Genomic DNA, 25,498 nt, shown 5'->3' on the forward strand with positions numbered 1-25,498 from the left:
CAGCTCCGCGCCCACGCGGGCGCCTGCGCAATGTACGGCACGGCATCGGAGCACGGCACCCCGAGGTAACGACCGTTACGGAGCACCGCGCACGCCGCAGGACCGCCCCGGGGCAGTCCTGCGGCGTGGGAGCGATCAGGCCTGCGTCGCGAGCGTAAGCGAGCCGAGCAGCGCGGCGTCCTGCGCGAAGTCGGACAGGACCACCTCGGGCGGGTACGGCAGCGCGTGGGAGAGCCTGTCGATCAGCAGCTCGCGCACCAGGTCGTCGCGGGCGACACCGCCGACGAGCACGATGCACTGCGGGTCGAGCAGCAGGCAGCACGTGACGACGTGGCGGGCCAGCTCGCCGACCCGGGCGACCAGCGCGTCGCGCACCAGCCCGGGCTCCACCGCGGCCGCGCAGAGCCCGGCCGCGCCGTCGGGCAGGGCGAGCCGGTCCGCCAGCTCGTCGAGGGCCCGCCCGGAGAAGTCGGTCTCGAGCAGCGGCTCCGGCGACGCCGGCCAGTCCGGGCCGGTGACGGCGTACGCGATCTCACCGGCCGCGCCGCGGAACCCGGGCACGACGGCGCCGTTGACCGTGACGGCCGTGGCGACGCCCGTGCCCAGGCCGATCACGAGCCCCGGGTCGGCGTCCCGCAGCGCTCCCCGGTGCAGTTCGGCGAGGGCCGCGGCGTTGAGGTCGTTGGCGACCCGCACGCGGGAGACGCCCAGGTGCTCGCGGACCGCCTCGGCCAGGCGCAGGCTCTCCCAGCCCGGCACGTTCGGCGCTAGGTCGATGCCGTCCTCACGGATCACGCCGGGCGAGGCGATCCCGGCCGCGTGCAGGGTGCCGCCGGTGTCGGTGACGAGCTTCTGCGCCAGATCCAGGGCGCGGTCCAGCGCCTGCCGCGCGCCGCGCACGGCGAGGGTCGGCAGCCGCTCCGAGACGAGCAGGCGTCCGTCGGCGTCGCCGATCCCGATCGCCATCTTCGTGCCGCCGAAGTCGATGCCCAACAACCGCCGGTCGGCGGGGGCTTCGAGGTTCACTGTGTGGCCCTTTCCGCGACCGCGGTCGCGAGCTTCGTGTCGGCCTCGCGCAGCCGCTGCCGCAGCGCGTCGACCCCGGTGAGCGTCGCGTCCAGGTTGGATCGGAGCCGGGCGACCTGTGCCCGGACGGCGGCCTCGCCCGGGCCGTCCGGCTGGGCGCGGCGCAGCACCAGCTCCGGACGCAGCGCCGCGGCGAGGAGGTCCTGCACGGCGGCGTCATCGAGCGAGTCGATCCCGGCGACGGCGTGCGCCGCCTCCCGTATGCCGTCGTCGGTCCAGGCCGCGGGCGGCCCGGACCGGACCAGGCGGCCGATGACCGAGTGGGCGGCGCGGAACGGCAGGCCGTGCCGGGTCAGCGCGTCGGCCGCGGCGGTCGTGGTCGCGCCGGTCGCGACGATCGCCTCACCGGTCGGCGGGCGCAGCGGCTCCAGCCGCTCGAACAGGCCGCCGAGCAGGGCGAAGAACCGGTACGCGCGGTCGTTGCTCTCCCACAGCCGCACCTGCACGTCGGTGGTGGCGTTGTTGGAGTCCTCCCACCACGCCGCGCCGACGTTGTTGAACACGGACGCGGCGTCGGCGGCCGTCGCGCCGGCCATCGAGACCAGGTGCTCCAGCACGACCGGGTTGCGCTTCTGCGGCATGATGCTGCTGCCCTGGGTGAACTCCTCGGGGGTGCGCACCCATTCCCAGGTCAGCCAGTCCATGAGCGTGCGGGCCACGCGCGCCCCGGTGGCGAGTGCCTGCGCGTTGAGCGCGGCCGTGCGCATGAGGTGGTCGGCGCCGGCGACCGCCTCGTACGAGTTGACCACCACCTCGTCGAAGCCGAGCAGCTCGGCCAGCCGGTGGGAGTCGATCGCCAGGTCGGTGCCCGCGAAGGCGCAGGAGCCGAGCGGTGACCGGTTCATCTCGGCGAGCAGGCTCGCGTAGGCGGCGGCCTGACCCGCGAGGGCCTCGGCGTATCCGGCGAGCACGTGCCCGATGCTGGTCGGCTGGGCGGGGCGCCGGTGGGTGTACCCGACCACGACCACGTCGGCGTACCGGTCGGCGCGGTCCAGCAGCACGGCGCCCGCGTCGCCGATCGCGGTGAGCACACCGAGCAGCTGGTCGCGCAGGACCATCCGGAACACGCCCGAATCGAGGTCGTTGCGGCTGCGGGCGAGCTGCACGCTGAGCTGCCCGGTCGGGATGCCGCAGGCCTCGGCGAGCCGCTTCTCCAGCGTGAAGTACACGTCCTCGACCGAGCCGTCGTAGTCGAACGTCCCGGGCCGGTCGTCCCGGAGCGTGACCAGCCCGCGCAGCATCTGCGCCGCCGCGTCGGTGGACACGAGGCCCTGCTCGGCGAGCATCACCACGTGCGCCTCGCTGGCCTTCACCATCGGCCCGTAGAGGTAGGTGGCGTGGTGGTCGAAGACGACGCGGAGATGGTGCTGCTGGTAGGTGGTCAGCTGGTGCGTCATGCGTTCCCCTCGTGTCGTTGTGGTGCCGGATCGGCGCCGGGCGGGCCGGGCAGCGGCGCCGCGACCCATGCCCGCGCGACCTCACCGAGCCGGGCGCCGGCCGTCTCGCGCACCTGCCGGCCGGCCGCCTCGGTGGCCAGCGAGACGTGGCCGGACCAACCGTTCCACGGCTCGGGTCGCGACTCGACCAGGACGTATGGATGGACCGTCGGCAGCTTCGGCCGGGGCGGCAGGTCGGGCGCGACGCCCGGGTGCACCGCCTCCGGGTCGAAGCCGAGCACGGCGGACGTCTCGTAGGCGCCGCCGTGTCCGCGCGAGGGCAGCTCGCCGAACAGCTCGGTCGTCTCGCGGGCGTCGACGAGCTGGAACCAGTTGACCAGCAGCAGGCTCACCCGCCGCCGGCCGGACACCCACTCCATCGCGGCCCGCGCCGTGGACATGTTGGCGTCGTGCCCGTTGACCACGAGCACCCGCGCGAAGCCCGCGGCCACGATGCCGTCGAGCACGTCGCACAGGTATCCGACGGCGATCTCGGGGCGCACGGCGACGGTGCCGGGCCACGGCCGCGTCTGTCCCGGGCACGCCGCGTACGGGACGGCCGGGAACGACACGGCCCGCAGCCCGGCGCCGCCCACCTCGCCCGCGAACCCGTCGGCCAGGATCAGGTCGGTGCCGAGCGGCAGGTGCGGGCCGTGCCACTCGACCGCGCCGACGGGCAGGACCGCGAAGTCGGCCGCCGCGGCGACGCGCGCCAGTTCGTGCCCGGGCAGGCGGCTCACCGGGAGGAGCCCGCCGTCCGCCTGCCAGGCCTCGATCAGTTCGTCCATTGCTCCGCCTGCCGTGCCGCGGCCCGGCCGCCACCGTTCTCCAGCCGGCTCGAGAACCACATCACCACGAAGATCAGCACCACCTGCAGCATGCCGTACGCGGCGGCCGTGCCGATCTCGAAGGAGTACATGCGGTTGTTGATGGCCACCGAGATCGGGACGGTCGAGGAGGTGTAGATGAGCACCGATGCGACGAACTCGCCCACGCCGTGCACGAACGCCAGCAGCGCGCCGACGATGACGCCCGGCAGCATGAGCCGCACCGTGATGTTGAGGAAGGCCCGGAACCACGACGCGCCGAGGTTGCGCGCCGCCTCCTCCAGCGACGGGTCGATCAGCGCCAGGGACGCGGAGCTGGCCCGGAACACCAGCGGCAGGAACCGCACGAAGTACGCCAGCGGCAGGATCCAGAAGGTGCCGATCAGCGCCTGCCCGAAGCTGAAGCTGTTGCCGGTGCTGAACGCCGAGATCAGGTTGATCGCCACGACGGTGCCGGGCAGCGCCCATGCGATCATGACGCCGATGTCGAGCAGGCTCCTGCCGACGAAGCGCAGCCGCCGCACCGCGTAGGCGATCAGCACGCCGATCACGATGCATCCGGCGGTGGCGAGCAGGCTCATCTGCAGCGAGTTCAGGATCGGCTGGAACGCTTTCGGCTCGGACATGATCGTGACGAAGTTGTCGACGGAGTACGCCGACGGGATGATCTCCGTCGTCCACGACCCGTCCTCGGAGAACGCCACCAGCGCGATCGTCGCGACCGGGGCCAGCAGCACGATCGCCGCGAGCACGGAGGCGACCGGCGCGAGCCAGCGACCGACCGGGTTGGAGATCTCCCGGCGTCGCGCGGAGATGCCCTTCGACTGCGACAGGTAGCTGCGCCGCCCCTCGTACCAGCGCATCAGCAGCAGGAAGGCGATCGACACCAGACCAAGCGCCGAGGCGTACGTCGAGGCCATCGGCAGGTCGCCGTTGGTGCGGTTGATGTAGATCTGCATCGTCATGGTCTGGTCGACGCCGAACAGCAGCGGCGCCGTGTAGGACGCCAGCGACGTCATGAAGACCAGCAGCGACGCGGACACCATCGCGGGGGTCAGCATCGGCAGCAGCACCGTGCGCCACACCCGGACGCGTCCGGCGCCCAGGTTGTACGCGGCCTCCTCGATCGACGGGTCCAGTCCCGCCAGCGCGGCGGACGCGGCCAGGTAGAAGAAGGGGTACATGGTGAAGGTGTGCACGACGAGCACCCCGGCGATGCCGTCGAACGCGAGCACCGGCGACTCGGTCCCGAACAGGCGCTGCAGGCCGCGTGGCAGGATGCCGATCTCGCTGTACAGGAGCTGGAACGAGATCGCCCCGATCAGCGGTGGCAGCGCGGCCGGCACCAGGATGAACGCCTCGATGAGGCGGCGGCCGGGGAACGAGAACCGCTTGAGCAGGAACGCCATCGCGACGCCGACGACGCCGCACAGCACCACACTGGCCACCGAGATGGCCAGCGACGTGATCAGGGACGTCCGCGCGACACCGGCCGAGGTGAAGAACTGCGTGTAGTTGCTGGCGCCGTCCTCGCTGACGCTCTCCACGAAGGTGGCGAGCATCGGCTGCACCACGTAGCCCCAGAGGATCAGGACGAGCGGGGCGACCATCAGGTACGGGAACCAGGCCGCGTTCGCACCACCGGCCAGCCGCCGGGCCAGCGTGACCCGGCGCGACGTCACGGTGGACGACGCCGCGGTCACGGCCGGACCACCCACAGCCGGTCGGCGGAGAGCCGCAGGCCGATGCTGTCGCCGACGTCGACGCGGTCGGGCACGTCGACCGCCGCGACGGTGACCTCACCGCCCTTGTCGTCGCCGATGTCGATCGTCAGGTGCGTGGCCATACCGGTGAACTCGAGGGCGGTCACGCGCCCGCGGATCACGCCGGGGTCGTCGGGGCCGGCCAGCGCGATGTGCTCGGGCCGGGCGGAGACCAGCGCGGTGTCGCCGGTGCGCAGCCCGTGCCCGGCGGGCGCGCCGGCGGCGATGTGACCGCCGCCGGGCAGCGCGACCTCGACCCGGGTGGTGTCGGCTGCGGTGACCGGCAGCGACAGCACGTTGCTGCGGCCGATGAAGCGCGCGACGAACGCGTTGGCCGGCTGGTGGTACACCTCGCGCGGCGTGCCGATCTGCTGCACGCGACCGGCCTGCATCACGGCGATGCGGTCCGACATGGCCATCGCCTCGGCCTGGTCGTGGGTCACGTAGATGGACGTGGTGCCGGCCTCGCGCTGGATGCGCCGGATCTCGGTGCGGGTCTCCTCGCGCAGCTTCGCGTCCAGGTTGGACAGCGGCTCGTCGAGCAGGAGCATGCGGGGGCGGATCACCAGCGCGCGGGCCAGCGCGACGCGCTGCTGCTGCCCGCCGGAGAGCTGCTCGATCCGGCGTGACCCGTATCCGTCGAGGTGGACCTGGGCCAGCGCCTCGGACACCCGCCGGCTCGCCTCGGCGCGGGACACCCTGCGCACCTTGAGCCCGTAGGCGACGTTCTGCGCCACGGTCATGTGCGGGAAGAGCGCGTAGTTCTGGAACACCATGCCGGTGTCGCGCTTGTTGGGAGCGAGCCGGGTGACGTCCTGCCCGCCGAAGCGGATGTGCCCCATGGTGGGGAAGTAGAACCCGGCCACCATCCGCAGCGTGGTCGTCTTGCCGCACCCGCTCGGGCCCAGGAGCGTGAAGAACTCCCCCGCACCGATGGTGAAGTTCACGTCGTCGACTGCGGCGGCCTCGCCCGATTTGGCGAAGCGTTTGCTCACCGACTCCAACTCGACGTCGATCATCGTTCCCTCTCTGCACTGCCATCGATGCCTGGACGGTCAGCAGGCCTGGAGCATCCGGGGGGCCGGGTCGTCGCCGTGCGACGACCCGGCCCGGTGGGCGGTCAGCCCTTGTTCTTGATCTCGGCGTTCCAGTGGTTGATCCACTGGGTCTCGTTCTTGGCGATGACGTCCCAGTCGACGTCCATCGGCTTGAGGTTCAGGTCCGCCAGCCACTGCGGCTTCTCGGCGATCGGCACGGCCGGGATCTGGAAGAAGTCCTTGGCCAGGTTGGCCCGCAGCGCGCCGTCGAACAGGAACTCGATGAAGGTCTTGGCACCCTCGGTGTTGCCGCCTTTGATCACGGCCACGCCGTCGACGAGCACCGGCGCGCCGGACGCCGGCATCACGTAGCCGAACGGCATCTTCGACTGCTCGGACTGCAGCAGGATGTCCTGCAGGTTCCAGGCGCTGAGCACGCCCTGCTCGCGGGACATCTTGACGTACAGGTCCGTCGGGTTGGCGGCGTAGTCACCGGTGTTGGCGTCGAGCTTGCGCAGCCAGTCGTAGCCGGGCTGCGGGTTGCTGCCGTCCTTCGACAGGCGCTGGATCATCGAGGAGTAGATGGACCGCATGGTGCCCGACGCGGCCACGTCCCGGATGATGACCTTCTTCTTCCACTTCGGGTCGAGCAGGTCGTCCCAGTCCTTCGGCGCCTGGTCGGCCGGGATCGCCTTGTTGTTGTACATGATGACCTCGGGCAGCAGGATCTCGCCGAACCAGCGGCCCTGCGCGTCCTTGTACCGGGCGTCCATCTGCGCGGCGAAGGACGGCTGCCACGCCTCGAGCAGGCCGTCGCCGGCACCGGCCGACAGGCCCTGCTGCGTGCCGCCCCACCAGACCGAGCCCTGCGGGTTGGCCTTCTCCGCACGCGTCCGCTCGAGCACCTCCTGGGCGCCCATGTTGAGCACCTCGACCTTGCCCTTGTACTCGGGGTGCTTGGCGACGAACTGCTCGACGACGAAGTCGGTGACCTTCTTGTCGCGGGCGCTGTAGACGACGATCTTCTCGGCCGGCTTCCCCGAGGAGCCCGCCGAGGCGGAATCCTTGTCCTCGCTCCCGCAGCCGGTCAGACCGGCCACTAACGTGCTGACCGCGAGGGTGAGGGCAACGCGACGTCTCATGACTTCCTCCGCATGCAGAAAAGGGGGGGTGTTATCGGTGGTTCGGGGTAAGGAACGGGCCGGGTAGCCGTACCGCGGCCGACAGGGCATAACTGATCGCGCCGTGCAGCACCGCCTGGTCCCCGAGCACGGCCCGGCGCACCTCGGTGGGGGCCGGAACCCTTGCGGAGACCAGGTCCTGGATGCGTGCCAGCGCCGCGTCGTCGAGCTCGGCCGCCGCGCCGCTGAGCAGCACCCGGCCCGGGTCGACGACGCAGGCACAGGAGATGACGAGCCGGGCCCACGCGTCCAGCACCTCGTCGAGGTAGGCGCGGGCCGCGGCGGACGTGGCCGCGAGCTCGATCAGCTCGCTGACCGGCGCCTCGGGGCGGCGGCCGGGGTTCAGTGCGACGACCCGCTCCGCGATCGCGTTGGCCGACCAACGCGCCTCGAATGGGCCGACCCCGCTGTAGGCGCGGTCCGCTTGCGGATCGAGCGGGAGGAAACCGATCTCCCCCGCCGCGCCGCTCGCCCCCCGCCGCACCTGGCCGTCGAGGATGAGGCCCGCGCCGATGCCGTCGGCGACGTGCAGCAGCATCAGGTCGTCGACGTCCTTCCCGGCGCCGGCCATCCGCTCCCCCGCCGCCATCAGGTTGACGTCGTTGTCGACGACCACCGGCACGCCGAGCTCCTGCTGCACCGACTGGCCGATCGGCCGCGCCTCGACGAGGCCGACCGAAGGTGCCAGCCGGACCGCGCCGTCGGACGACACCCCGGGCACGGCGATCGCGACCCCGCACAGCGACGGCCGGTTGTCGGCGACCAGCTCCGCCACGAACTGGCAGACGGTCTCGACGACGTCGCGGCCGAGGCGGGACGTGCGGTGGGCGATCACCGTGCCGTTGCTGTCCGCGATCTCGCACGTGATGCGGGGCGGCTCGAGGGACACCGCGGCCACCAGTTCGGCGCGTGGGTTGAACTCGAGCATCGCCCGCGGCCGCCCGTGCGTGTTGGCGCCCGGACCGCGCTCGATCAGGAATCCGTCGGCGATCAGGTCACGTACGAGCGCGGTGAGCGTCGCCGCCGGTAGCCCGGTGAGCTCGGCCAGATCGACCCGGGACAGCACGCGCGCTTCCCGGGCAGCCGAGATCACCGACTGGCGCTTGATCTCACGCGACCGTTCCCGGCTGACCGGACTTGTCGGTGCTCTCCCCACGGCGATCACCCTTTCTTACTAGTGCGAAGAAAATCGGGGGTCAAGTCACGGAACGATCTCGAAGGGCCACCGTGGCCCCGCGATATCCGACGAGCTGGACATGGCAAAAGGCCAGGTGGCTCGCATAAAAGGACAGTAATGTGGACAGATCATAAACACAAATATGGACATTCATGGTCGGATCGGCACCGCGCCCACCCGCCCTCGCTCGGTGATTTTTTCTAGAGCGAAGAAAATGCCCGTCCGAGGTGTTGACAGTCCTTTCGGGCGGTCCCTAGCGTTACGCCACAACACCCTTCCAGTGCTGACCGGCTTACCGGGCGCTGTTGACCCCTGACGACTGTCCACTGTGGACGGTCGTCACTCCGTGCGGGACGCTGTCGCGTCCGCGCACTAATTTCGCAGTCTGAATTAACCCGGAAAGCCGCCAGCGGTCCAGGAGTACCCCCCGTCTCCACCACACGAAGAGGTTGCCCTATGAAATGGCGCGCCAAAGCCGCGATCGCCACGTGCGGTCTGTTAATGGTGGGCCTGGCAAGCCCGGCACAGGCCAAACCGAACGCACCGATCGACCTGGACATCATGTTCATCGGTGCGCACCCGGACGACGAGGCCGGGCAGCTCGGCATGTTCGGTTACTGGAACGAGTACCACAACATGAAGGCCGGGGTCATCACGATGACCCGGGGCGAGGGCGGCGGCAACGCGGTCGGCCTCGAGGAGGGACCCGCGCTCGGCATCCTGCGTGAGGCCGAGGAGCGCCGCGCCGTCGGCCGGGCCGGCGTCATGAACGTCTACAACCTCGACGCGCTCGACTTCTACTACACCGCGAGCGCGCCGCTGTCCAAGCAGATCTGGAACTACGAGAAGTCGCTGTCGCGCATCGTGCGCACGATCCGGACCACCAAGCCGGAAGTCATCGTCACGATGAACCCGTCGGCGACCCAGGGCAACCACGGCAACCACCAGGAAGCCGCGATGCTCGCCGTCGAGGCGTTCTACGCGGCGGCGGACCCCACCGCCTTCCCCGAGCAGATCACGAAGGAAGGGCTCAAGCCGTTCCGTCCCGCCCGCCTCTTCCAGGGCGGCGGCAGCGGCACCAGCTCGAACGGTCAGGCCTGCGAGACCACCTTCACCCCCTCCCAGCCGACCAACACCATCTTCGGCACCTGGCAGGGCTACGAGTCGGCCCGCAACGGCGGCATGCGGTGGAACCAGGTCGGCGTGCTGGCCCGGCGCGAGTACGCCTCCCAGGGCTGGGCCGACACGGCTGACGCGCAGACCAACCCGGCGAGCATCGGCTGCAACCGGATCACGATGATCGACAGCCGGACCCCGTACCCGGACCCGAACGTCGGCGGCACCGCCGCGCTGCAGGGCACCAGCATCCGCGCCGAGGGCGGGCTGCCGCTCGGCACCGAGCTGCACGTCCGCTCCGAGCAGTGGGAGGTGCTGGCCGGCCAGCCCTTCGAGGTCAAGACCCACGTGCGGGCCACCCAGGCGATCCCGGGCGCGAGCGTGGCCCTGCAGGCCCCGGCGGGCTGGACCGTCACGGGCAAGGGCGACATCGGCACCATCACGCCCAACAACAAGGAGTCCGTCGCCACGTTCACCGTGACCCCACCGGCGACCCTGGTGGCCGGGCAGCGGTTCCAGCTCAAGGCGACCATGACCACCAAGAAGGACGGCACCGGCAGCAACACCACGCTGGTGCAGGCCACCGCCCCGGTCCGCGGCACGCTCGAGCCGCTGCCGGAGGTGGGTGACTTCCGCGAGTGGACGCAGCGCAACGAGGGCCAGTCCCTCGACGCGCTGATCGAGTCGATGCTGAGCATCCCCAGCGGCGGCACCCGGCCGATCCGGGTCGACCTCACCAACCACAGCAACCAGGTGCAGTCCGGCACGGTGAAGCTCAACGTGCCCGCCGGCTTCGCCGTGGCCGAGGCGCAGCAGAGCTACAGCGGCCTGCAGCCCGGCGCGCGCGGCTCGGTCACGTTCACGGTGACCAACACCGACGCGTCGCTGCCGACCGCCAACCGGGCGCCCAACGACGGGCGTTACGCGGTGCAGATCGAGACCAGCTACGCCGGCGGCAGCGCGGTCGAGCCCGGTGTCCTCAACATCGTGCCGGTCACGTCCGTCCCCAAGGCGGCGAAGGCCCCCGTCGTCGACGGCACGGCGAGCCCGGGTGAGTACAGCGGCCAGCCCATCGACATCTCCACCCGGTGGGAGGGCACCGCGGCCACGGCGGCGGACATCTCCGGCAAGGCCTGGCTGACGTACACCGACGACGCGATCTACGCGCTGTTCGAGATCACCGACGACGTGCTCGGCACGGTGCTGCCGCCCGAGGACTGCAAGCGTCCCCGGCGCAACGACAACATCGAGTTCGGCATCGACCCGCGCGGCGGCTCGGCGAACACCTCCACGGTGTTCAACGTGGCCCTGTTCCCGGCGACGAAGGACCCGGCCAACGGCAACCCGCCATGCTACGCCCGGGAGCGGGACAACTACCAGGGCGCCGGCCCGCTGACCGCGCCCGGCATGCAGGTCGCGTCCGTGGTCAGCAGCCCCTACACCGGTTACCGCATCGAGGTGAAGGTGCCGTTCAGCGTCCTGCCCGACAACGTGGACGCGGCGAAGATGGGCATGAACATCCTCGTGAACGACTCCGACACGCAGGACCTGGCGGCCCAGACCCGCGTCGGCTGGTCCACGTGGAGCGGCGTGCGGGCCGACCCGTGGCGCTGGGGTGTCGCCAAGCTCGACGGCTACCAGACCAAGCCGTCGGCGCCCAAGACGCCGATCATGCCGGACACGGCGGCGGAGAGCGTGAAGTCGCCGCAGACGATCCTGCAGTCGAGCGCGGACATGGTCGCCCCCGGCGGCTGGACGGCGCTGCCCGCGGGCACGATCCAGATCAAGGACGTGACCAAGCAGCAGGGCGGCGTCAAGGTCGAGCTCAAGTCCCGCCAGGCGGGCACCGCCCGGGTGTTCGTCTGGGACGGCAACGCGATCCTGGCCCAGGCCACGGTCGAGTTCCGTGGCAGCGGCTCGAGTGACGCGTGGCTGCCCACGGCCGGCGCACTGCCTGCCGGCGCCACGTTGCTGGTGTCGTACCAGTCCGGCGAGGCCACCACGGGTATCGCCCAGCAGCTGAGCTAGCTGCGCTGAGGGCATCGCGGAGGGAGGGGCCGGCACACGCCGGCCCCTCCTTTCATGCTCATTACGGCCTGATCTTCATAAAGCGCGCGAAACCGTCACGCCCGCCGACGCGAGGTCACACCGGCGTTCACTCCGGCGGGCCGGTGCTCGATCGGCTTGTCTGCGACGCTCAGTGGCGGTGAACACCAGACGAACGGCGCTTGACAGGACCCGGGCGTCGCCGGGCGTCACTGTGCGCGGTCAGTGCGCGGCGGTCACGGTGCCTATACTCGGGCCGCAGCGTACGACGAACCCCGAAGGTGACTCTCACGATGACTCTGGCACAGCAGGCCGAGCACGACGGCGGCGTCCAGTCCGACGAGCGGTCGTCCGGCCCGGTGCGGACGGCTGTCTGGAGGTCCGGATGGTTACCGGCGGTGCTCGTGGCGGTCGCCGCGGTCGGGCTGCTGTGGTTCTACGACGTGTCGCCGGCGACGACCGGGATCTTCGCGGCGTACGTCGCGATCGGGATCACGGTGCCGGGGACGCTGTTGTGGCGGTTGGTGCATCGGGGGGCGCGGGCGCTGCCGGAGGACCTGGCGGCGGGGACGGCCATCGGGTACGCGATCGAGGTGCTCGCCTACATCCCGGCCCGCGCCCTGGGGGTGCCGCTGGCGGCGCAGGTGGTGCCGCTGGCGATCATCGCGGCGTTCGCGGTCGTGCCGGGTCTGCGGCGGTTCTGGCGCGGCGCCGGGCCGGCCGCGAGAACGCCGCTGGCCTGGTCGTGGGCGATGGCGGTCGTGGCGCTGGTCATGCTGGCGTGGGCGTCCAAGTACTACCGGTACCTGGGCACGGAGTGGCCCAGCTACGGCAGGACGGACATCGACCTGCCGTTCCACATGGCGCTCACCGGCGAGTTCAAGCATCACATGGACCTCGTGACGCCGTGGGTGACCAGTGAGGGCGTCTTCTACCACTGGTTCGTCTACGCGGACTTCGCCTCGACGAGCTGGGTGACCGGGATCGAGCCGTGGGTGCTGATCGCCAGGCTGTCCCTACTGCCGATGATCATGGCGTACGTGGTGCTGATCGCCGCGTTCGGGCGCCGGGTGACCGGGTCCTGGCTGGGCGGGGCGCTCTCGTCCCTGGCGGCGTTCCTCGTCCTGTCGCCGGACCCGTACGGCTGGCAGCTGGCCGGGTTCTACACGAACTACGCGTTCAACACCATGGACGACGGCTCCAACATGAAGCTGTTCCTGTGGGCCAGCCCGACCCAGACGTTCGGCAGCCTGCTGTTCGTGCCGCTGATGCTGCTGCTGGTCGACCTGCTGCGGGAGCACGGCCGGGACCGGCGGCGGTGGGTGCTGTTCGCGCTGCTGCCCGCGGCGATCATGGGCGCGAAGGCGACGTTCCTGCCGACGCTGCTGTGCGGGCTGCTGCTGGTCGTCTGCGCGCAGCTGGTCTTCCGGCGGCGGCTCAACCGGGTGGCGCTCGCCGCGCTGGGCATCGTCGGGGCCTGGATGGCGTTCGCGAACCTGGTGCTCTTCGGCGGGGAGAGCCAGGGGCTGGACATCGTGCCGCTCGGTGGCATGCGGCACAACCCGACCGGTGACACCACCGGCTTCATCGCCGACCCCAAGATGTACCGCCTGGTGATCCTGCTCGCCCTGACCGTGCTGTGCTGGGTCTGCATGTGGGCCGGCGCCGCCGGCCTGCGCCACCGGCTGTTCGACGCCGAGGTGCTGCTCATGGCCGGGCTCGGCATCGTCGGCATGTCGGCGCTGATGCTGTTCGCGCACTCCGGCGGGTCGGCCGAGGGCTTCTTCCTGATGGGTGCGCGGCCCTACCTGGCGACCCTGGCCGCCTGGGGGCTGCTGCTCATGGCGCCGGCGCTGACCTGGCGCACCGCCCGCCCGCTGCTGATCGCGCTGGGCGCCGGCGTGCTCGTGATCTTCGCGATCCGGACCGTCGACGGCGACCATGTGCCGCGCTTCAGCGCCACGTACCGCACGGTGCAGCTGACCGTGAAGATCACGTATCCGTACGTGCTCCTGGCGCTGGTCATCGCCGTCGCGGCGGTCCTGGCCTGGCGGTACCGGAGCCGGCTCGGCGGCACCCGGCCGGCGGCGCTGGTCGTGACGCTGATGCTCGGCTTCTCCCTGCCGACCGTGGCCAGCCAGATCGGCTACCTGTACCCGGTCGGCCACAAGAACGGCTGGAAGAACGCCGCGGAGCTCTGGCCGATCGTCACCGAGGGCACCCCCGACGCGGGCCGCTGGCTGCGGGCCCACTCCTCGCCCGACGACCTCGTCGCCACCAACGCGCACTGCGTGTTCCTCAGCGTCGCCGACGGCTGCGACCGGAGGCACTTCGGCATCGCCGCGTACAGCGAGCGCCGCGTCCTCGTCGAGTCGTGGGCCTACACGGCCGAGGCGCACAGCCAGGAGCTCACGCAGGGCGTGATCCAGCAGTACACCATGTACTGGCACCCGCAGATCATCATCGACAACGACGCCGCCTTCACCGCCCCGTCCGCGGAGACCGTCGGCAAGCTGCGCGACCAGTACGGCGTGCGGTGGCTGTGGGTCGAGGACGTCTCCAACTGGTTCTGGGAGGACGAGCCGCCGTTCCCCGACGAGGTCCACGTGTCGCCGGACCTCGGCAAGTTCGCTCAGCTGCGGTACCAGGCCGGGCACGTGGCGGTCTACGAGATCAAATAGCGGGGGACCACGTGAGCGTGGTCCCGGGCCGTCGATGCTCGCCCCTGCCGGAGAGCGGTCTCAGAACTGGGCGTGGGTCATCGTGTACCAGGTGGGCACGAACGTCGTCAGGGCCAGGACGACCAGCACGGCCACGGCCGTCAGCGCGCGCCGGGTCGTGAGGGGGGCGGCCTCGGCGGGGCGCATGGTGGACCGGCCGGCGGCGATGAAGGCGGCCGCCCCACCCAGCACGACGTTGGCCGGGACCAGCTCGTACTCGCCGCGGACGAGGTGGAAGCCGGCGGCCAGGACCATGGTGAGCGCGAGACCGGCGGCGGCGAGCGGGACCAGCCGCGGCCTGACCCTGGTGACGGCCGGCAGGATCAGGCCGATGCCGCCGAGCACCTCGGCGACCCCGATGAAGACGATGAGCGGCTGCGGCACCGCGGCGTACCAGGCGACGGCCCGGGGTGCCTCGGCGTACAGGGTGTCGTCGGCGAGCAGCACCTTGCCGAAGCCGCTGCCGGCGAAGAAGAAGCCCCACAGCACCTGCAGGGTCCACAGCGCGCCGTTGAGCGTGAAGCGGATCTTGGCGGCGGGCCGGGTCGTGGTGGCGGTCGCGTTCATGGTCGTGGCTCCCTGATGTCGTGGTGCGTGTCGCTGACGGGAGACAGCTGACCATCGCGGCGGCGGGCCGCGCGCCGGCCGTGGGACACCGTGGGACACCCGGAACGCGCTCCACCTGCGGGAACGCGGGGGCGTTCCGCCGGCACGGACCGGGACGCGGCCCAGGACAGTGAACATCGGCTTTCGGGACGGCGTACACCTCGCGTGAGCCATCCCCGAACCCGGTGGGCGTGCCGCACCATGTCCGGCGTGAGAGTTGCGCACTTCTGCGACAGCCACCCCGGCCGCTCCGACGGCGTGGCGATCTCGGTCGCGACGACCGTGGCGCTCCTGCGAGACGCCGGGCACGAGGTCCAGGTGTACCAGCCGGCGCCGCTGCTGCGCGGACGGGCCGAGCCGTGCGGGGTGCGGTCGGTGCCGGTGCCGCTGCGCAATGTCCGGATCGGGGTCCCGAGGTTCCCGGGGATGCGGCGGGTGCCGGAGGTCGTGCACGTCCACACCCAGGGCCCGGTCGGCGTCGGCGGTCTGCGGTACGCGCGGGCCCACGACATCCCGGTCGTCATGACCTGGCACACGGACCTGCTCGCGTACTCGGCGCACTTCATGGAGATCCAGCTCGGCGCCGCCCATGCCGCGCAGCGCCTGCAGGTCGGCTGGACCGTCCGCGACTACCTGAAGCTGACCCGGCCCGGCAACGAGCGGCGGGCCCAGCTGGTGCCGATCCTCATCGCGCCGTCGGAGAAGACGGCGGCGAGCCTGGCCGAGTTCGAGCGCGTCCCTCCGGTGTGGACGGTGCCGACGTCGGTGACGCTGCCGGACTGCCCGCTGAGCCGCGACGACCTGCGGCGGTCGCTGCGGCTGCCGGCCGACGCCCCCGTGGTCCTCGCCGTCGGGCGGGCCACCAAGGAGAAGGACCCGCAGCTGCTGCTGGAGGCGTTCGCGCGGGTGCTGCGGCGGCTGCCGGACGCGCGGCTGGTGATGCTCGGCGTGCTGCAGCGGCGGCAGGCGGTGCTGCGGCAGGCGCGGCAGGCCGGGGTGGCGCACGCGCTGCGGCTGGTCCGGCCGGTGCCGCACGCGAGCATGGCCGCCTACTACCGGATGGCCGACGTGCTGGCGTTCGCGTCGACCACCGACACGCAGGGCCTGGTGCTCGTCGAGGCGGAGGCGCAGGGCCTGCCGGTCGTGCTGGCCGACGCGGCGCTCGCCGGCGCGCACCGGCTGAGCACCGCGCCCGACGCCGACTCGTTCGCCGCCGCGCTCGTGCGGGTCCTGACGGATCCGTCGCTGCACCGCGAGGTGGCCGAGGCCGGCCGGGCCGCCGCCGAGGCGTACTCGACCCAGAACTACCTCGACCACCTGCTGCGCGCCTACACAGCTGCTCAGGGTGTGGCGAGGGCCTCCGTCGGGGCGAGCCTGGCGGCGCGCACCGCCGGGTAGAGCCCGGCGATCGCGCCGATCACCAGGGTCGCGACGACCCCGCCGGCGGTCGCCCACGGCGGCACGACCGCCGGCCACGACCTCGTGAGCGCGTAGACGCCGGTGACCGTGACCCCGAGGAGCACCCCGCCGACCCCGCCGAGCGCCGACAGCAGCAGCGACTCGGCGAGGAACTGCAGCAGAACCTGCCCGCGGGTGGCGCCGAGCGCCCGCCGCAGGCCGATCTCGGCGCGCCGCTCGAGCACCGAGATGACCATCGTGTTGGCCACCCCGACGCCACCGACGAGCAGCGCGACCGCGCCGAGGCCGAGCAGCAGCCCGGTGAACGTCCTGTCCGTCGCCTGCCGGGCGGCGAGCGCGTCGGACGGCCGGGACACCTTGACCTCGTTGGGCTTCCGCGGGTTCGCGGTCGCGGCGAGCACCGACCGGACCGCCTCCACCTGCTCGTCGCGGGACCGCGTGTAGACGGTCGTCGGGTGCCCGTCGAAGCCGAGGTAGGCCTGCGCCGCCGCCCAGCCGACGAGCGCGGCCGCGTCGAGCTCCGGCGCCAGCGGCACCGGCCGCAGCACCCCGACCACGGTGAACCAGCGCCGGTCGAGGTACACCTGGACGCCCTCGCCGGCCGTGTCGACGCCGAGCCGCCGGGCGGCCGCCGCACCGAGGACGACCGCCGGGTAGCGGGCCGTGGCGGCGTTGAGCCAGGCACCGTCGGCGAGCGACGCGCCGACGGTGCGCGGCAGGTCCAGGTGCGCGGCCTGGACGCTGATCGCGCCGGTCTGCGCGGCCGGGATGTGGTCGTTGCGGTACACGTGCGCGCCGGACACCTTGCCGGTCGCGGCGACCTCGGTGACGGGGCCGATCCGCGAGATCATCGACACCGACTCGTCGGGCAGGGTCGCGCCGCCGCCGAAGAGGTCGCTGCCGGGTGCGACGGTCAGCAGGTTCGTGCCGAGCGCGTCGAGCTGCCGGTCGAGCTCCGCCCGGCTGGACGAGGAGATGCCGACGACGGCGGTCATCGCGGCGATGCCGATCGCGATGCCCAGCGCGGACAGGAACACCCGCATCGGCCTGGTCCGCAGCCCGGCGCCGCCGACCCGCAGGACGTCGCTGAGGTACAGCCGGACCGGCCGCAACGACGCGTCCACGCCGGTCATGCGACCACCTCCCCGTCACGCATGCCGACCTGCCGGGGCAGGGCCGCCGCGATCGCCTGGTCGTGGGTGATGACCAGGACGGTGGTGCCGCCGGCGTGCAGCTCGCGCAGCAGCTCGACCACGCCGGCCCCCGACGCGGAGTCGAGGTTGCCGGTCGGCTCGTCGGCCAGCAGCAGCGCCGGCTCGCCGACGACGGCGCGGGCGATCGCGACCCGCTGCCGTTCGCCGCCGGACAGCTCGTGCGGCAGGTGGTCGAGGCGGTCCGCGAGGCCGACCCTGACGAGGGCCGCCTCCGCCCTGGCCCGCCGCTGCGCCCGCGACGGCCCCGCGTAGAGCAGGCCGTCGGCGACGTTGTCGAGCGCGCTCTGGCCGGGCGCGAGGTGGAACTGCTGGAAGACGAACCCGATCCGCCGGGCCCGCAGCGCCGACAGCTGCCGGTCGGTGAGCGCGGAGACGTCGTGCCCGTCGATGCGCACCGTGCCGGACGACGGGCGGTCCAGGGTGCCGATGAGATGCAGCATGGTCGACTTGCCGGAGCCCGAAGGCCCGACGATCGCGACCATCTCCCCCGCCGCGACCGTCAGCGACACCTCTCTGACGGCCGTGACGCCGCCCGGGTACTGCTTGCTGACCCGCTCCAGCGCGACCACCTCGACCGGTCCGGCACCGGCCGGGCGCTGCGGGTCCAGGTCGATCAGGACCGTCATGACGGCACCCCCACCTGCATGCCCTCGGTGATCCCGCCACCGCTGACCTCGACCCGGCCCGCGGCGAACATGCCGAGCTGCACGGCGACGACGCGGCCGGTGCCGTTCTCGACGACCTGCAGCCCGTAACCGCCCTCGGCGAGCGCGAGCAGGGCCGCGACCGGCACCGTGAGCACGCCCTCCTTGCGCGAGGCGGTGAACACCACCTCGGCGGTGACCTGGTCGAGCCCGGCGAACGCGGCGCCGTCATCGGGCGTGACGGTGACCTCCAGGTTGGTCTTCGCGGACTCGTTGCCCTGCGCCGGGGTGATCACCGTCGTGACCTTCGCGACCTTGCCGGGCACCGTCGTGCCGGCCGGCAGCTTGACCGTGACCGCGGCGCCCACCGGGGCGAGCCGCTGCTCGGAGACCTCGAGCGTGGCGGTGACGACCGGGCCGGTGCCGGTGCAGGTGAGCAGCGCGCCGTTCGCCGGGTCGCCGAGGGCCGCCTTGTGCGCCTCGACCCGGACCGCGCCGACGGCGTAGACGACCCGGCCGAGCTCGACCACGCCGGTCTTCGTCAGGCCCAGCTTGCCCTGCCACGCCTTGACCGCGGTCGCCGTCGACGCGGTGTACTCGTCGTCGACGGTGAACCCCTTGTAGCCGAGGGCGGCGAGGTTCTCCTCGAACTGGCGGACGTCGGTGCCCTCCGTGCCGGGCGCGAGGCTCCGGTAGGCCGGCAGGCCGCCGTACAGGAGGACCACCGGCCTGTCGTCCACCTTGTACAGCGATTGTCCACGCTGGACGGTCGCGCCCACCGCGGGCAGCTCGGTCAGCGTGCCGGACAGGCGCCCCGACACGGTCGCCGAGGTGCCGTGGCCGAGCTTGCCGTCCTCGGTCTGCGTGTCGACGAGCGTCTGCCGGGTGACCTTCGCGGTCTTCGGCGGCGCCGCCGACGACTGTGTGCCGGCAGTGCTGCTGCGGTCGGGCAGCCCGAGCCCGGCCGCCGCGGCGGCCCCGACGGCCGCGACCGCGACCGCCGTGACCGCGACCCGCCCGGCCTTGCTCCTCCTGCGACCCGCGGTCATGCGCCGCCGCCGGTCTCGGTCTTCTGGTTGGTCGCGGGGCCGCCGTCGCCGGGCCGCTTGGGCCCGAACTCCTGGCACGCCTGGTCGGCCTTCTTGAACGCCTCGCTGCCGGGGTCGAGGCCGGTGCCCTGCCCGCCCTCGATGCGGATCCCGCCGCCCTCGCTCGGGTCGGGGAACTCCGGCACGCCGTTCTCCCGCATGCACTGCGAGTACTTGCGCATCCGCTCCTGCATCTCCGGGTCGGCCTTCATCGGCTGGCCGCCGTTGGGCATGAACTGCTTGCACTCCGCGTTCGCGGCGTCGACCTTCGCCTTGTCGGTGCCCTGGGGCAGCATCATCGTGACCCCGCCGCCCTCGAACTGCGGGTCCGGCATGTCGACGCCGTGCTCGCGCATGCACTGGGCGTACCTGAGCATGTTCTCCTGGTCCTTGGCCGGGTCCCGGGGCTGGCTCCCCGGCCCGGCGCTCGCGCTCGCGACCGGCGTGCCGCCGGCGCTCGCCACCCCGTTGTCGCCGCCGCGGTCCTTGCCGCACCCGGCGACGGCGAGGGCGGCGACGAGCAGCAGGCCGAGCGCTCGGGCCTTCCTGACGCGCATCATGGCGTTCCTCCTGATGGGCCGGGCACTCGCCGGCCGCTGCGTCGCAGTCAAGCGAGGCGGGCGTCACCCGGCCGTAACCGCGAATGTTGACGCCGGCGTGACGTCACCACGCGTCACCATGGAGGGCATGCGGATTCTGGTGGTCGAGGACGAGCCGCTGCTGGCCGAGACGGTCGCGCAGGGGCTGCGGCGCGACGCGCACGCGGTCGACGTGGTCCACGACGGCGGCGCCGCCCTGGAGCGGCTCGACGTCAACGACTACGACGTCGTGGTCCTCGACCGGGACCTGCCGGTCGTCCACGGCGACGACGTGTGCCGGTCCCTGGCGGCCCGCGACGGCGCGGCCCGCGTGCTGATGCTGACCGCCGCCGCCGACATCGACGACCGGGTCGCCGGCCTCGCCATCGGCGCCGACGACTACCTGCCGAAACCGTTCGCGTTCCGGGAGCTGTCGGCGCGGGTCGCCGCGCTCGGAAGGCGGGCGCGGGCGGCGGCGCCGCCGGTCCTGGAGCGCGCCGGGATCCGGCTCGACCCGCACCGCCGGGAGGTGTTCCGCGACGGCCGCTACGTGCCGCTGTCCCGCAAGGAGTTCGCGGTCCTCGCCGAGCTGCTGCGCGCCGACGGTGCCGCGGTCTCCGCCGAGCAGCTCCTGGAGAAGGCGTGGGACGAGCACGCCGACCCGTTCACGCACACGGTGCGGATGACGATCCTCAAGCTCCGGCGCAAGCTCGGCGACCCACCGGTCGTCCACACCGAGCCGGGCGTCGGCTACCGGGTGGCGTGATGTCCACCAGGCTGATGAACAGGCTGACGATCCGGGCGCGGCTCACGCTGGTGTACGGCGGGCTGTTCCTCCTCGCCGGGCTGCTGCTGCTCGGGGTCACCTACGTCCTGCTGTACCAGCGGCTCAGCGGCAACGCGATCATCACCGGAACCGTCGGCGGGCTTCCCCCGGGTGTCTCCGCGCCACCGCCGGACGGGCAGCTGTTCGTCCGGCAGATCAGGGACGACATCACCACCGACACCCGCCAGACGCTGATCGTCCAGGGCGGCGTCGCGCTCGCCGTCATCGCGGCCGCGGCGACCGCGTTCGGCTGGCTGATCGCCGGGCGCCTGCTCCAGCCGCTGCACCAGGTGACCGCCACCGCCCGCCGGATCGCCAACGCCCCCGACCGCGGGCTGCACGAGCGGATCGCGCTGCCCGGCCCGCACGACGAGGTCAAGGAGCTCGCCGACACGTTCGACCTGATGCTGGCCCGGCTCGACCACGCGTTCGACGGCCAGCGGCGGTTCATCGCCAACGCGTCCCACGAGCTGCGGACCCCGCTGACGCTCAACCGGACGCTCCTCGAGGTCGCGGTCGACCCCGACGACGCCTCCCCGGAGCTGCGGCAGCTCGGCAGGACGCTGCTGGCCGTCAACGCCCGGCACGAGCGGCTCATCGACGGGCTGCTGCTGCTCGCCAAGTCGGAGCGGGAGGTGACCGACCGGTCGTTCGTCGACCTCGCTGACATCGTCGAGCACGTCACTGCCCAACTGCCCCCGGGGAAGGCGGCCGTGGACAGCGCCCCGCGGGAGGCCCCGACGACCGGCAACGCCGTGCTGCTCGAACGGCTCGTCCACAACCTGGTCGAGAACGGGGTCCGGCACAACCTGCCCGACGGCGGCTGGGTCCACGTCAGCTGCGGCACGCGCCCCGACGGGACCGTCGGGGTGACTGTCAGCAACACGGGCCCGGTCGTGCCACGGTACGAGATCCCGCGCCTCTTCGAACCGTTCCGGCGGCTCGGACCCGAGCGGGTCGCCGCCGGAGTGCCCGGCGCCGGGCTCGGCCTGTCGATCGTCGGTGCCGTCGCCCGCGCCCACGGCGGGCGGGTGCTCGCCGAGCCGCGCGAGGGCGGCGGGCTGGTCGTGACAGTCATCTTGCCCACAGCTCCGCCGGTTTCCTGACATAACGGGTTGCCACCGTCGGGCAGACTCGGATCATGCCAGTTCCGACCGACCCACCGGCCAGCACCGCTGAGCTCGTCGCGCTGATGGCGACCGGCGCGCGGGTCCGCTTCCTGCACTTCTGGGGACACCGGCCCAACCGCGACGGATCCGTCGGGCCGGGCTGCCTGAGCCAGTGGTGGCCGGCCGAGTTCCAGGTCGGCGGCGTGCGGTTCGCGTCCGCCGAGCACTACATGATGTGGTCGAAGGCCAGCCTGTTCGGCGACACCGCCACCGCGGCGAAGGTGCTGAAGGCGGGGCACCCGAACGACGCGAAGACCCTCGGCCGCGAGGTCCGCGGCTTCGACGAGACCGTCTGGAAGCGGGAGCGCTTCGACATCGTCGTCAACGCCAGCGTGGGGAAGTTCGGCCAGCACGAGGACCTGCGCGCGTTCCTGCTCGGCACCGGCGACCGGATCCTGGTCGAGGCGAGCCCCGTGGACCGGGTCTGGGGCATCGGGCTGAGCGCCCAGGACGCCTCCGCCGACGAGCCGGCCCTCTGGCGCGGCCTGAACCTGCTCGGCTTCGCCCTCATGCGGGCCCGCACGATCCTGGCGTCGGCATGACGTCCCTGAAGAAGCGCTCCCGCGGGCCGGAGCCGGAGCCGCTGCCGGACTGGCTGGCGTGGCCGGTGCGGGTGGTCGCGGTCGTGGTGGTCGTGCCGTTCAAGCTGCTGTGGGAGCTGCTCGTCGCGATCCGCAGGTACGTCCTCGAACCGATCCCGCGCCTGATGTACCGGTACGTCCTGCGCCCGATCGGCATCGCGATCGACTACGTCATCCTGCGCCCGCTGGCCTGGGTGTGGCGCACCCTGATCTGGATCCCGCTGGTCTGGGTGGTGCGCAACCTCGTGGCGACGCCCGTCGCGTGGCTCATCGAGCACGTGATCGCGCCCGCGCTGCAGGCGCTCTGGGACGCGACCGTGTGGCTGGCGAAGCGCACCCGACTGTTCTGGATCTACCTCGGCAAGGGCGTCTACTACGTCCTCTGGGCCCTGGTCCAGGGGGTCCGGTGGACCGTGATCGGGCTGTACCGCTACGTCCTGCGCCCCATCGGCATCGCGATCGCGTGGCTGGCCGAGACCGGGTACCGCTACGGCATCCGCCCGCTGGGCATCGCCATCGCCTGGCTCGCCGGCGCGCTGTGGCGCTATCTGCTGAAGCCGGTCGGCCTCGCGGTCGCGTTCGTCGTCGGCGTCATCGGCTACTACGGCATCCGGCCGGCGGGGCTGCTCATCGCCTGGTTCTGGCGCACCGTCATCGTGCCGATCGGCAAGGCGATCGCGTGGGGCTGGAACCACTCGGTCGTCCTGCTGTGGAAGTACCTCGTCGTCGCCCCGGTCCGGTGGGCATGGCAGTCGGTCGTCGCCCCGACCGGCCGGTGGGTCCGCGACGCGGTCCTCCGGCCGGTGGGGCAGACGGTCGGGCGGGTCCTCGCCACCCTCGGGCTGCGCTGAGCCTCACGCCACGGGCGTGAGCTCCCGCTCCTCGGCGGCCTCGACCTTCACGTGCGGCAGGAGGCGGTCCAGCCACGCGGGCAGCCACCAGTTCGCCCGGCCGAGCAGCGACATCGTCGCCGGGACCAGGACCAGGCGGACCAGGGTCGCGTCGACGAGGACGGCCGCGGCCATGCCGACGCCGATCATCTTGACCGTCACGTCGGGGTCGAGGGCGAACCCGACGAACACCGCCACCATGATGGCCGCCGCGCCGCTGATGACCCGGCCGGTCGCGGACAGGCCGCGGACCACGCTGCCCTGCGCGTCGCCGGTCGCCAGCCAGTCCTCGCGGACCCGGGACAGCAGGAACACCTCGTAGTCCATCGACAGCCCGAACAGGACGGTGAAGAGCAGGATCGGCACCCAGCTCGACACCGGCGTCGAGTGCGGCAGCCCGACAGCCTTCGCGCCGGCGTCGGTCTGGAAGACGGCGGTCATCACGCCGTACGCCGCGGCGACCGACAGCAGGTTCATGACGGCGGCCTTGACGGCCACGACCGGCGCCCGGAACAGGACGGTGAGCAGCAGCAGCGACAGCGCCACCACGAACGCGACCACGATCCACAGCCGGTCGGCGAGCCGGTCGGAGATGTCGGCGAACACCGCGACGAGCCCGGTGACGAGCGCGCCGTCGGGCAGGACGTCGGCGCGGAGGTGGCCGAGCAGCTCGACGGTCCGCTCGTCCTGCGGGCCGGTCGTGGGCTCGACGAGGATGACGGCGGCGTCGCCGGCACGAGCGGCCGGCGCCACCAGCGCCACCCCCGGCACGGCGCGCAGGGCGGCGACGAGACCGTCCACGTCCGGCACCTTGGCCGTGTCGACGGCGATGACGAGCGGGCCGTTGGCACCGACGCCGAACTCGGCGGCGGTCAGGTCGTAGGCCTGCCGGGTCGTGTTGGAGGTCGGCTGGCTGCCGGCGTCCTGCGGCCAGGTGCGCATGCCGAGGACCGGCGCGGACAGCGCGGCGAGGACCAGCAGCGACGCCAGGGCCGCGACGACGGGCCGCCGCCCGACGAGCGCCGCCCACCGCGCCGTGAACCCGGGCCGCGCGACCGTGTCCCGCGCCGCGACGGTGCCTTTGCGGACCGCGCGGGGCAGGACGCGGTGGCCCGCCAGGCCGCACAGGGCCGGCACGAGGGTGATCGAGGCGAGCATGACGGCACCGACGGCGGCGAACGTGGCGTAGCCGAACGACGAGTAGACCGGCAGCGTCGCCAGCTTCAGGCCGAACAGCGACACCAGCACGGTGAGCCCGGCGACGATGACCGACGCGCCCGCGGTCGCGTTCGCCGCGACGGCCGCCTCGCGCGGGCTCAGCCCGGCCCGCAGCCCTTCGACGTGCCGGGCGACGAGCAGCAGCGCGTAGTCGATGCCGACGCCGAGCCCGACCATGGTCGCGATCGTGGGGGCGGTGGTGCTGATGTCGGTGACCGACGCCAGCAGGGCGATGACGGCGCTCGCGACGCCGAGCCCGCTGATCGCCACGATCAGCGGCAGGCCGGCCGCGACGACCGAGCCGAGCGCGAAGACCAGGATGAACAGCGCGGCGACGATGCCGACGGCCTCGGCGGTGCCGGACGGCGCGGAGATGTTCTCGGCGACCTGGCCACCGAACTCGACCTGCAGACCCTCGCGGACGAGCGGCTCGGCGGCGGCCCGCAGGGCGTCCATGCCGGCGGTGCCTTCGAAGTCGGTGACGGGGATGGTGTACCGGACGGCGATGAGCGCCGTGTCGCCGTCGGCCGACATGCGCGGCTGTGACACGTCTCCGGCGCTCGGCATCGCGGCGAGCCGCGTGCGGAGACCCTCCAGGGTCGCCGGGTCCACCTTGCCCTTGCCGTGGACCACGACACGGGCGTCGGTGCCGGACAGCTCCGGCAGGTGCTTGCGCAGAAACTCGGTGCCGGCCTGCGACTCGGTGCCGGGCACGTTGTAGTCGTCGTGCGGGGTGCCGCCGAAGCCGACGGACAGCGCGGTGAACGCGACGAGCACGATCAGCCACGCGCCGATGACGCGCCAGGGATGGGCGGCGGCCGCTCCTCCGAGCCGGCCGAGCAAGCGGGACATATGTGGTGCCTCCAAAGTCGTCTG

General features: G+C 72.3%; 20 protein-coding genes. 7 read left to right on the forward strand and 13 right to left on the reverse strand.

Features of this window, described 5'->3' with window-relative positions; genetic code table 11:
* Window positions 1-135: 135 nt before the first annotated feature.
* From ACFY3L_RS47320 to ACFY3L_RS47350, 7 genes are all read right to left on the reverse strand, one after another.
* Window positions 136-1,026: an ROK family protein gene (locus tag ACFY3L_RS47320; RefSeq protein ID WP_389340208.1), complete on the reverse strand. Its 891-nt coding sequence runs from the start codon at window positions 1,024-1,026 to the stop codon at window positions 136-138.
* The gene (locus ACFY3L_RS47325) at window positions 1,023-2,483 is read right to left on the reverse strand and encodes an argininosuccinate lyase (protein ID WP_389340210.1); all 1,461 of its coding nucleotides are present in this window, start codon (window positions 2,481-2,483) and stop codon (window positions 1,023-1,025) included. The genes ACFY3L_RS47320 and ACFY3L_RS47325 overlap by 4 nt, the downstream gene beginning before the upstream one ends.
* Entirely contained in the window at window positions 2,480-3,310 is an 831-nt protein-coding gene (locus ACFY3L_RS47330; RefSeq protein WP_389340212.1) for a creatininase family protein, read from the reverse strand. The genes ACFY3L_RS47325 and ACFY3L_RS47330 overlap by 4 nt, the downstream gene beginning before the upstream one ends.
* On the reverse strand, window positions 3,298-5,052 hold the full coding sequence (locus ACFY3L_RS47335) for an ABC transporter permease (protein WP_389340214.1): 1,755 nt from the start codon (window positions 5,050-5,052) through the stop codon (window positions 3,298-3,300). Before ACFY3L_RS47335 ends, ACFY3L_RS47330 begins: the two co-directional genes overlap by 13 nt.
* Window positions 5,049-6,131 (reverse strand): ABC transporter ATP-binding protein, encoded by a 1,083-nt coding sequence (locus tag ACFY3L_RS47340; RefSeq protein WP_389340216.1) that lies wholly within the window; start codon window positions 6,129-6,131, stop codon window positions 5,049-5,051. Before ACFY3L_RS47340 ends, ACFY3L_RS47335 begins: the two co-directional genes overlap by 4 nt.
* Before the next feature lie 101 nt (window positions 6,132-6,232).
* Window positions 6,233-7,291: an extracellular solute-binding protein gene (locus ACFY3L_RS47345; protein WP_389340218.1), complete on the reverse strand. Its 1,059-nt coding sequence runs from the start codon at window positions 7,289-7,291 to the stop codon at window positions 6,233-6,235.
* A 31-nt stretch (window positions 7,292-7,322) separates the two neighbouring features.
* Window positions 7,323-8,396, reverse strand: coding sequence for an ROK family protein (locus ACFY3L_RS47350; protein WP_389340220.1), 1,074 nt, complete (start codon window positions 8,394-8,396; stop codon window positions 7,323-7,325).
* 612 nt (window positions 8,397-9,008) lie between these two features.
* Between ACFY3L_RS47350 and ACFY3L_RS47355 the strand changes: the two genes are divergently transcribed.
* Together ACFY3L_RS47355 and ACFY3L_RS47360 are read left to right on the forward strand one after the other, a co-directional pair.
* A complete protein-coding gene (locus ACFY3L_RS47355) occupies window positions 9,009-11,651 on the forward strand; it encodes a sugar-binding protein (RefSeq protein ID WP_389340222.1) in 2,643 nt (880 codons plus the stop codon).
* Window positions 11,652-11,962: 311 nt separating this feature from the next.
* A complete protein-coding gene (locus tag ACFY3L_RS47360) occupies window positions 11,963-14,350 on the forward strand; it encodes a hypothetical protein (protein WP_389340224.1) in 2,388 nt (795 codons plus the stop codon).
* A gap of 60 nt (window positions 14,351-14,410) precedes the next feature.
* Here the strand turns inward: ACFY3L_RS47360 and ACFY3L_RS47365 are convergent, their stop codons facing one another.
* The gene (locus ACFY3L_RS47365) at window positions 14,411-14,956 is read right to left on the reverse strand and encodes a DoxX family protein (RefSeq protein ID WP_389340226.1); all 546 of its coding nucleotides are present in this window, start codon (window positions 14,954-14,956) and stop codon (window positions 14,411-14,413) included.
* A 249-nt stretch (window positions 14,957-15,205) separates the two neighbouring features.
* Between ACFY3L_RS47365 and ACFY3L_RS47370 the strand changes: the two genes are divergently transcribed.
* A complete protein-coding gene (locus ACFY3L_RS47370) occupies window positions 15,206-16,393 on the forward strand; it encodes a glycosyltransferase (RefSeq protein ID WP_389340228.1) in 1,188 nt (395 codons plus the stop codon).
* Here the strand turns inward: ACFY3L_RS47370 and ACFY3L_RS47375 are convergent.
* The 4 genes from ACFY3L_RS47375 to ACFY3L_RS47390 are packed head-to-tail and all read right to left on the reverse strand — an operon-like array spanning window position 16,336 to window position 19,920.
* A complete protein-coding gene (locus tag ACFY3L_RS47375) occupies window positions 16,336-17,547 on the reverse strand; it encodes an ABC transporter permease (RefSeq protein ID WP_389340230.1) in 1,212 nt (403 codons plus the stop codon). The two genes, ACFY3L_RS47370 and ACFY3L_RS47375, sit on opposite strands and share 58 nt — an antisense overlap.
* Window positions 17,544-18,254, reverse strand: coding sequence for an ABC transporter ATP-binding protein (locus ACFY3L_RS47380; protein ID WP_389340232.1), 711 nt, complete (start codon window positions 18,252-18,254; stop codon window positions 17,544-17,546). The genes ACFY3L_RS47375 and ACFY3L_RS47380 overlap by 4 nt, the downstream gene beginning before the upstream one ends.
* Window positions 18,251-19,321 (reverse strand): peptidoglycan-binding protein, encoded by a 1,071-nt coding sequence (locus ACFY3L_RS47385; protein WP_389340234.1) that lies wholly within the window; start codon window positions 19,319-19,321, stop codon window positions 18,251-18,253. Before ACFY3L_RS47385 ends, ACFY3L_RS47380 begins: the two co-directional genes overlap by 4 nt.
* Complete coding sequence (locus tag ACFY3L_RS47390) at window positions 19,318-19,920, reverse strand: hypothetical protein (RefSeq protein ID WP_389340236.1); 603 nt, start codon at window positions 19,918-19,920, stop codon at window positions 19,318-19,320. Before ACFY3L_RS47390 ends, ACFY3L_RS47385 begins: the two co-directional genes overlap by 4 nt.
* A 127-nt stretch (window positions 19,921-20,047) precedes the next feature.
* Here ACFY3L_RS47390 and ACFY3L_RS47395 point away from each other — a divergent pair, with 127 nt between their 5' ends.
* Genes ACFY3L_RS47395 through ACFY3L_RS47410 form a run of 4 tightly spaced genes read left to right on the forward strand, consistent with a single transcriptional unit; the run spans window position 20,048 to window position 23,365 of the window.
* On the forward strand, window positions 20,048-20,704 hold the full coding sequence (locus ACFY3L_RS47395) for a response regulator transcription factor (RefSeq protein WP_344512378.1): 657 nt from the start codon (window positions 20,048-20,050) through the stop codon (window positions 20,702-20,704).
* A gap of 14 nt (window positions 20,705-20,718) precedes the next feature.
* A complete protein-coding gene (locus ACFY3L_RS47400) occupies window positions 20,719-21,870 on the forward strand; it encodes a sensor histidine kinase (RefSeq protein WP_389340349.1) in 1,152 nt (383 codons plus the stop codon).
* Window positions 21,871-21,905: 35 nt separating this feature from the next.
* Window positions 21,906-22,475 (forward strand): NADAR family protein, encoded by a 570-nt coding sequence (locus ACFY3L_RS47405; RefSeq protein WP_389340238.1) that lies wholly within the window; start codon window positions 21,906-21,908, stop codon window positions 22,473-22,475.
* Window positions 22,472-23,365 carry a hypothetical protein gene (locus ACFY3L_RS47410; protein WP_389340240.1) on the forward strand — a complete coding sequence of 298 codons (894 nt, stop codon included), beginning with the start codon at window positions 22,472-22,474 and terminating at the stop codon, window positions 23,363-23,365. The genes ACFY3L_RS47405 and ACFY3L_RS47410 overlap by 4 nt, the downstream gene beginning before the upstream one ends.
* 3 nt (window positions 23,366-23,368) lie before the next feature.
* Here the strand turns inward: ACFY3L_RS47410 and ACFY3L_RS47415 are convergent, their stop codons facing one another.
* Window positions 23,369-25,474, reverse strand: a complete 2,106-nt coding sequence (locus ACFY3L_RS47415; RefSeq protein WP_389340242.1) for an MMPL family transporter — start codon at window positions 25,472-25,474, stop codon at window positions 23,369-23,371.
* Window positions 25,475-25,498 lie beyond the last annotated feature (24 nt).

It is taken from the genome of Dactylosporangium sp. NPDC000521 (genome assembly GCF_042898305.1).
In the GTDB taxonomy this organism is placed as follows: Bacteria; Actinomycetota; Actinomycetes; order Mycobacteriales; family Micromonosporaceae; genus Dactylosporangium.

What these genes read in the sequence shown, in the direction of transcription:
- ACFY3L_RS47390 (WP_389340236.1), bottom strand. Translation starts at nt 19,920, where the DNA reads ATGATGCGCGTCAGGAAGGCCCGAGCGCTCGGCCTGCTGCTCGTCGCC.
- ACFY3L_RS47360 (WP_389340224.1), top strand. Translation starts at nt 11,963, where the DNA reads ATGACTCTGGCACAGCAGGCCGAGCACGACGGCGGCGTCCAGTCCGAC.
- ACFY3L_RS47365 (WP_389340226.1), bottom strand. Translation starts at nt 14,956, where the DNA reads ATGAACGCGACCGCCACCACGACCCGGCCCGCCGCCAAGATCCGCTTC.
- ACFY3L_RS47395 (WP_344512378.1), top strand. Translation starts at nt 20,048, where the DNA reads ATGCGGATTCTGGTGGTCGAGGACGAGCCGCTGCTGGCCGAGACGGTC.
- ACFY3L_RS47385 (WP_389340234.1), bottom strand. Translation starts at nt 19,321, where the DNA reads ATGACCGCGGGTCGCAGGAGGAGCAAGGCCGGGCGGGTCGCGGTCACG.
- ACFY3L_RS47355 (WP_389340222.1), top strand. Translation starts at nt 9,009, where the DNA reads ATGGTGGGCCTGGCAAGCCCGGCACAGGCCAAACCGAACGCACCGATC.
- ACFY3L_RS47345 (WP_389340218.1), bottom strand. Translation starts at nt 7,291, where the DNA reads ATGAGACGTCGCGTTGCCCTCACCCTCGCGGTCAGCACGTTAGTGGCC.
- ACFY3L_RS47410 (WP_389340240.1), top strand. Translation starts at nt 22,472, where the DNA reads ATGACGTCCCTGAAGAAGCGCTCCCGCGGGCCGGAGCCGGAGCCGCTG.
- ACFY3L_RS47325 (WP_389340210.1), bottom strand. Translation starts at nt 2,483, where the DNA reads ATGACGCACCAGCTGACCACCTACCAGCAGCACCATCTCCGCGTCGTC.
- ACFY3L_RS47415 (WP_389340242.1), bottom strand. Translation starts at nt 25,474, where the DNA reads ATGTCCCGCTTGCTCGGCCGGCTCGGAGGAGCGGCCGCCGCCCATCCC.
- ACFY3L_RS47340 (WP_389340216.1), bottom strand. Translation starts at nt 6,131, where the DNA reads ATGATCGACGTCGAGTTGGAGTCGGTGAGCAAACGCTTCGCCAAATCG.
- ACFY3L_RS47375 (WP_389340230.1), bottom strand. Translation starts at nt 17,547, where the DNA reads ATGACCGGCGTGGACGCGTCGTTGCGGCCGGTCCGGCTGTACCTCAGC.
- ACFY3L_RS47400 (WP_389340349.1), top strand. Translation starts at nt 20,719, where the DNA reads ATGAACAGGCTGACGATCCGGGCGCGGCTCACGCTGGTGTACGGCGGG.
- ACFY3L_RS47330 (WP_389340212.1), bottom strand. Translation starts at nt 3,310, where the DNA reads ATGGACGAACTGATCGAGGCCTGGCAGGCGGACGGCGGGCTCCTCCCG.
- ACFY3L_RS47405 (WP_389340238.1), top strand. Translation starts at nt 21,906, where the DNA reads ATGCCAGTTCCGACCGACCCACCGGCCAGCACCGCTGAGCTCGTCGCG.
- ACFY3L_RS47380 (WP_389340232.1), bottom strand. Translation starts at nt 18,254, where the DNA reads ATGACGGTCCTGATCGACCTGGACCCGCAGCGCCCGGCCGGTGCCGGA.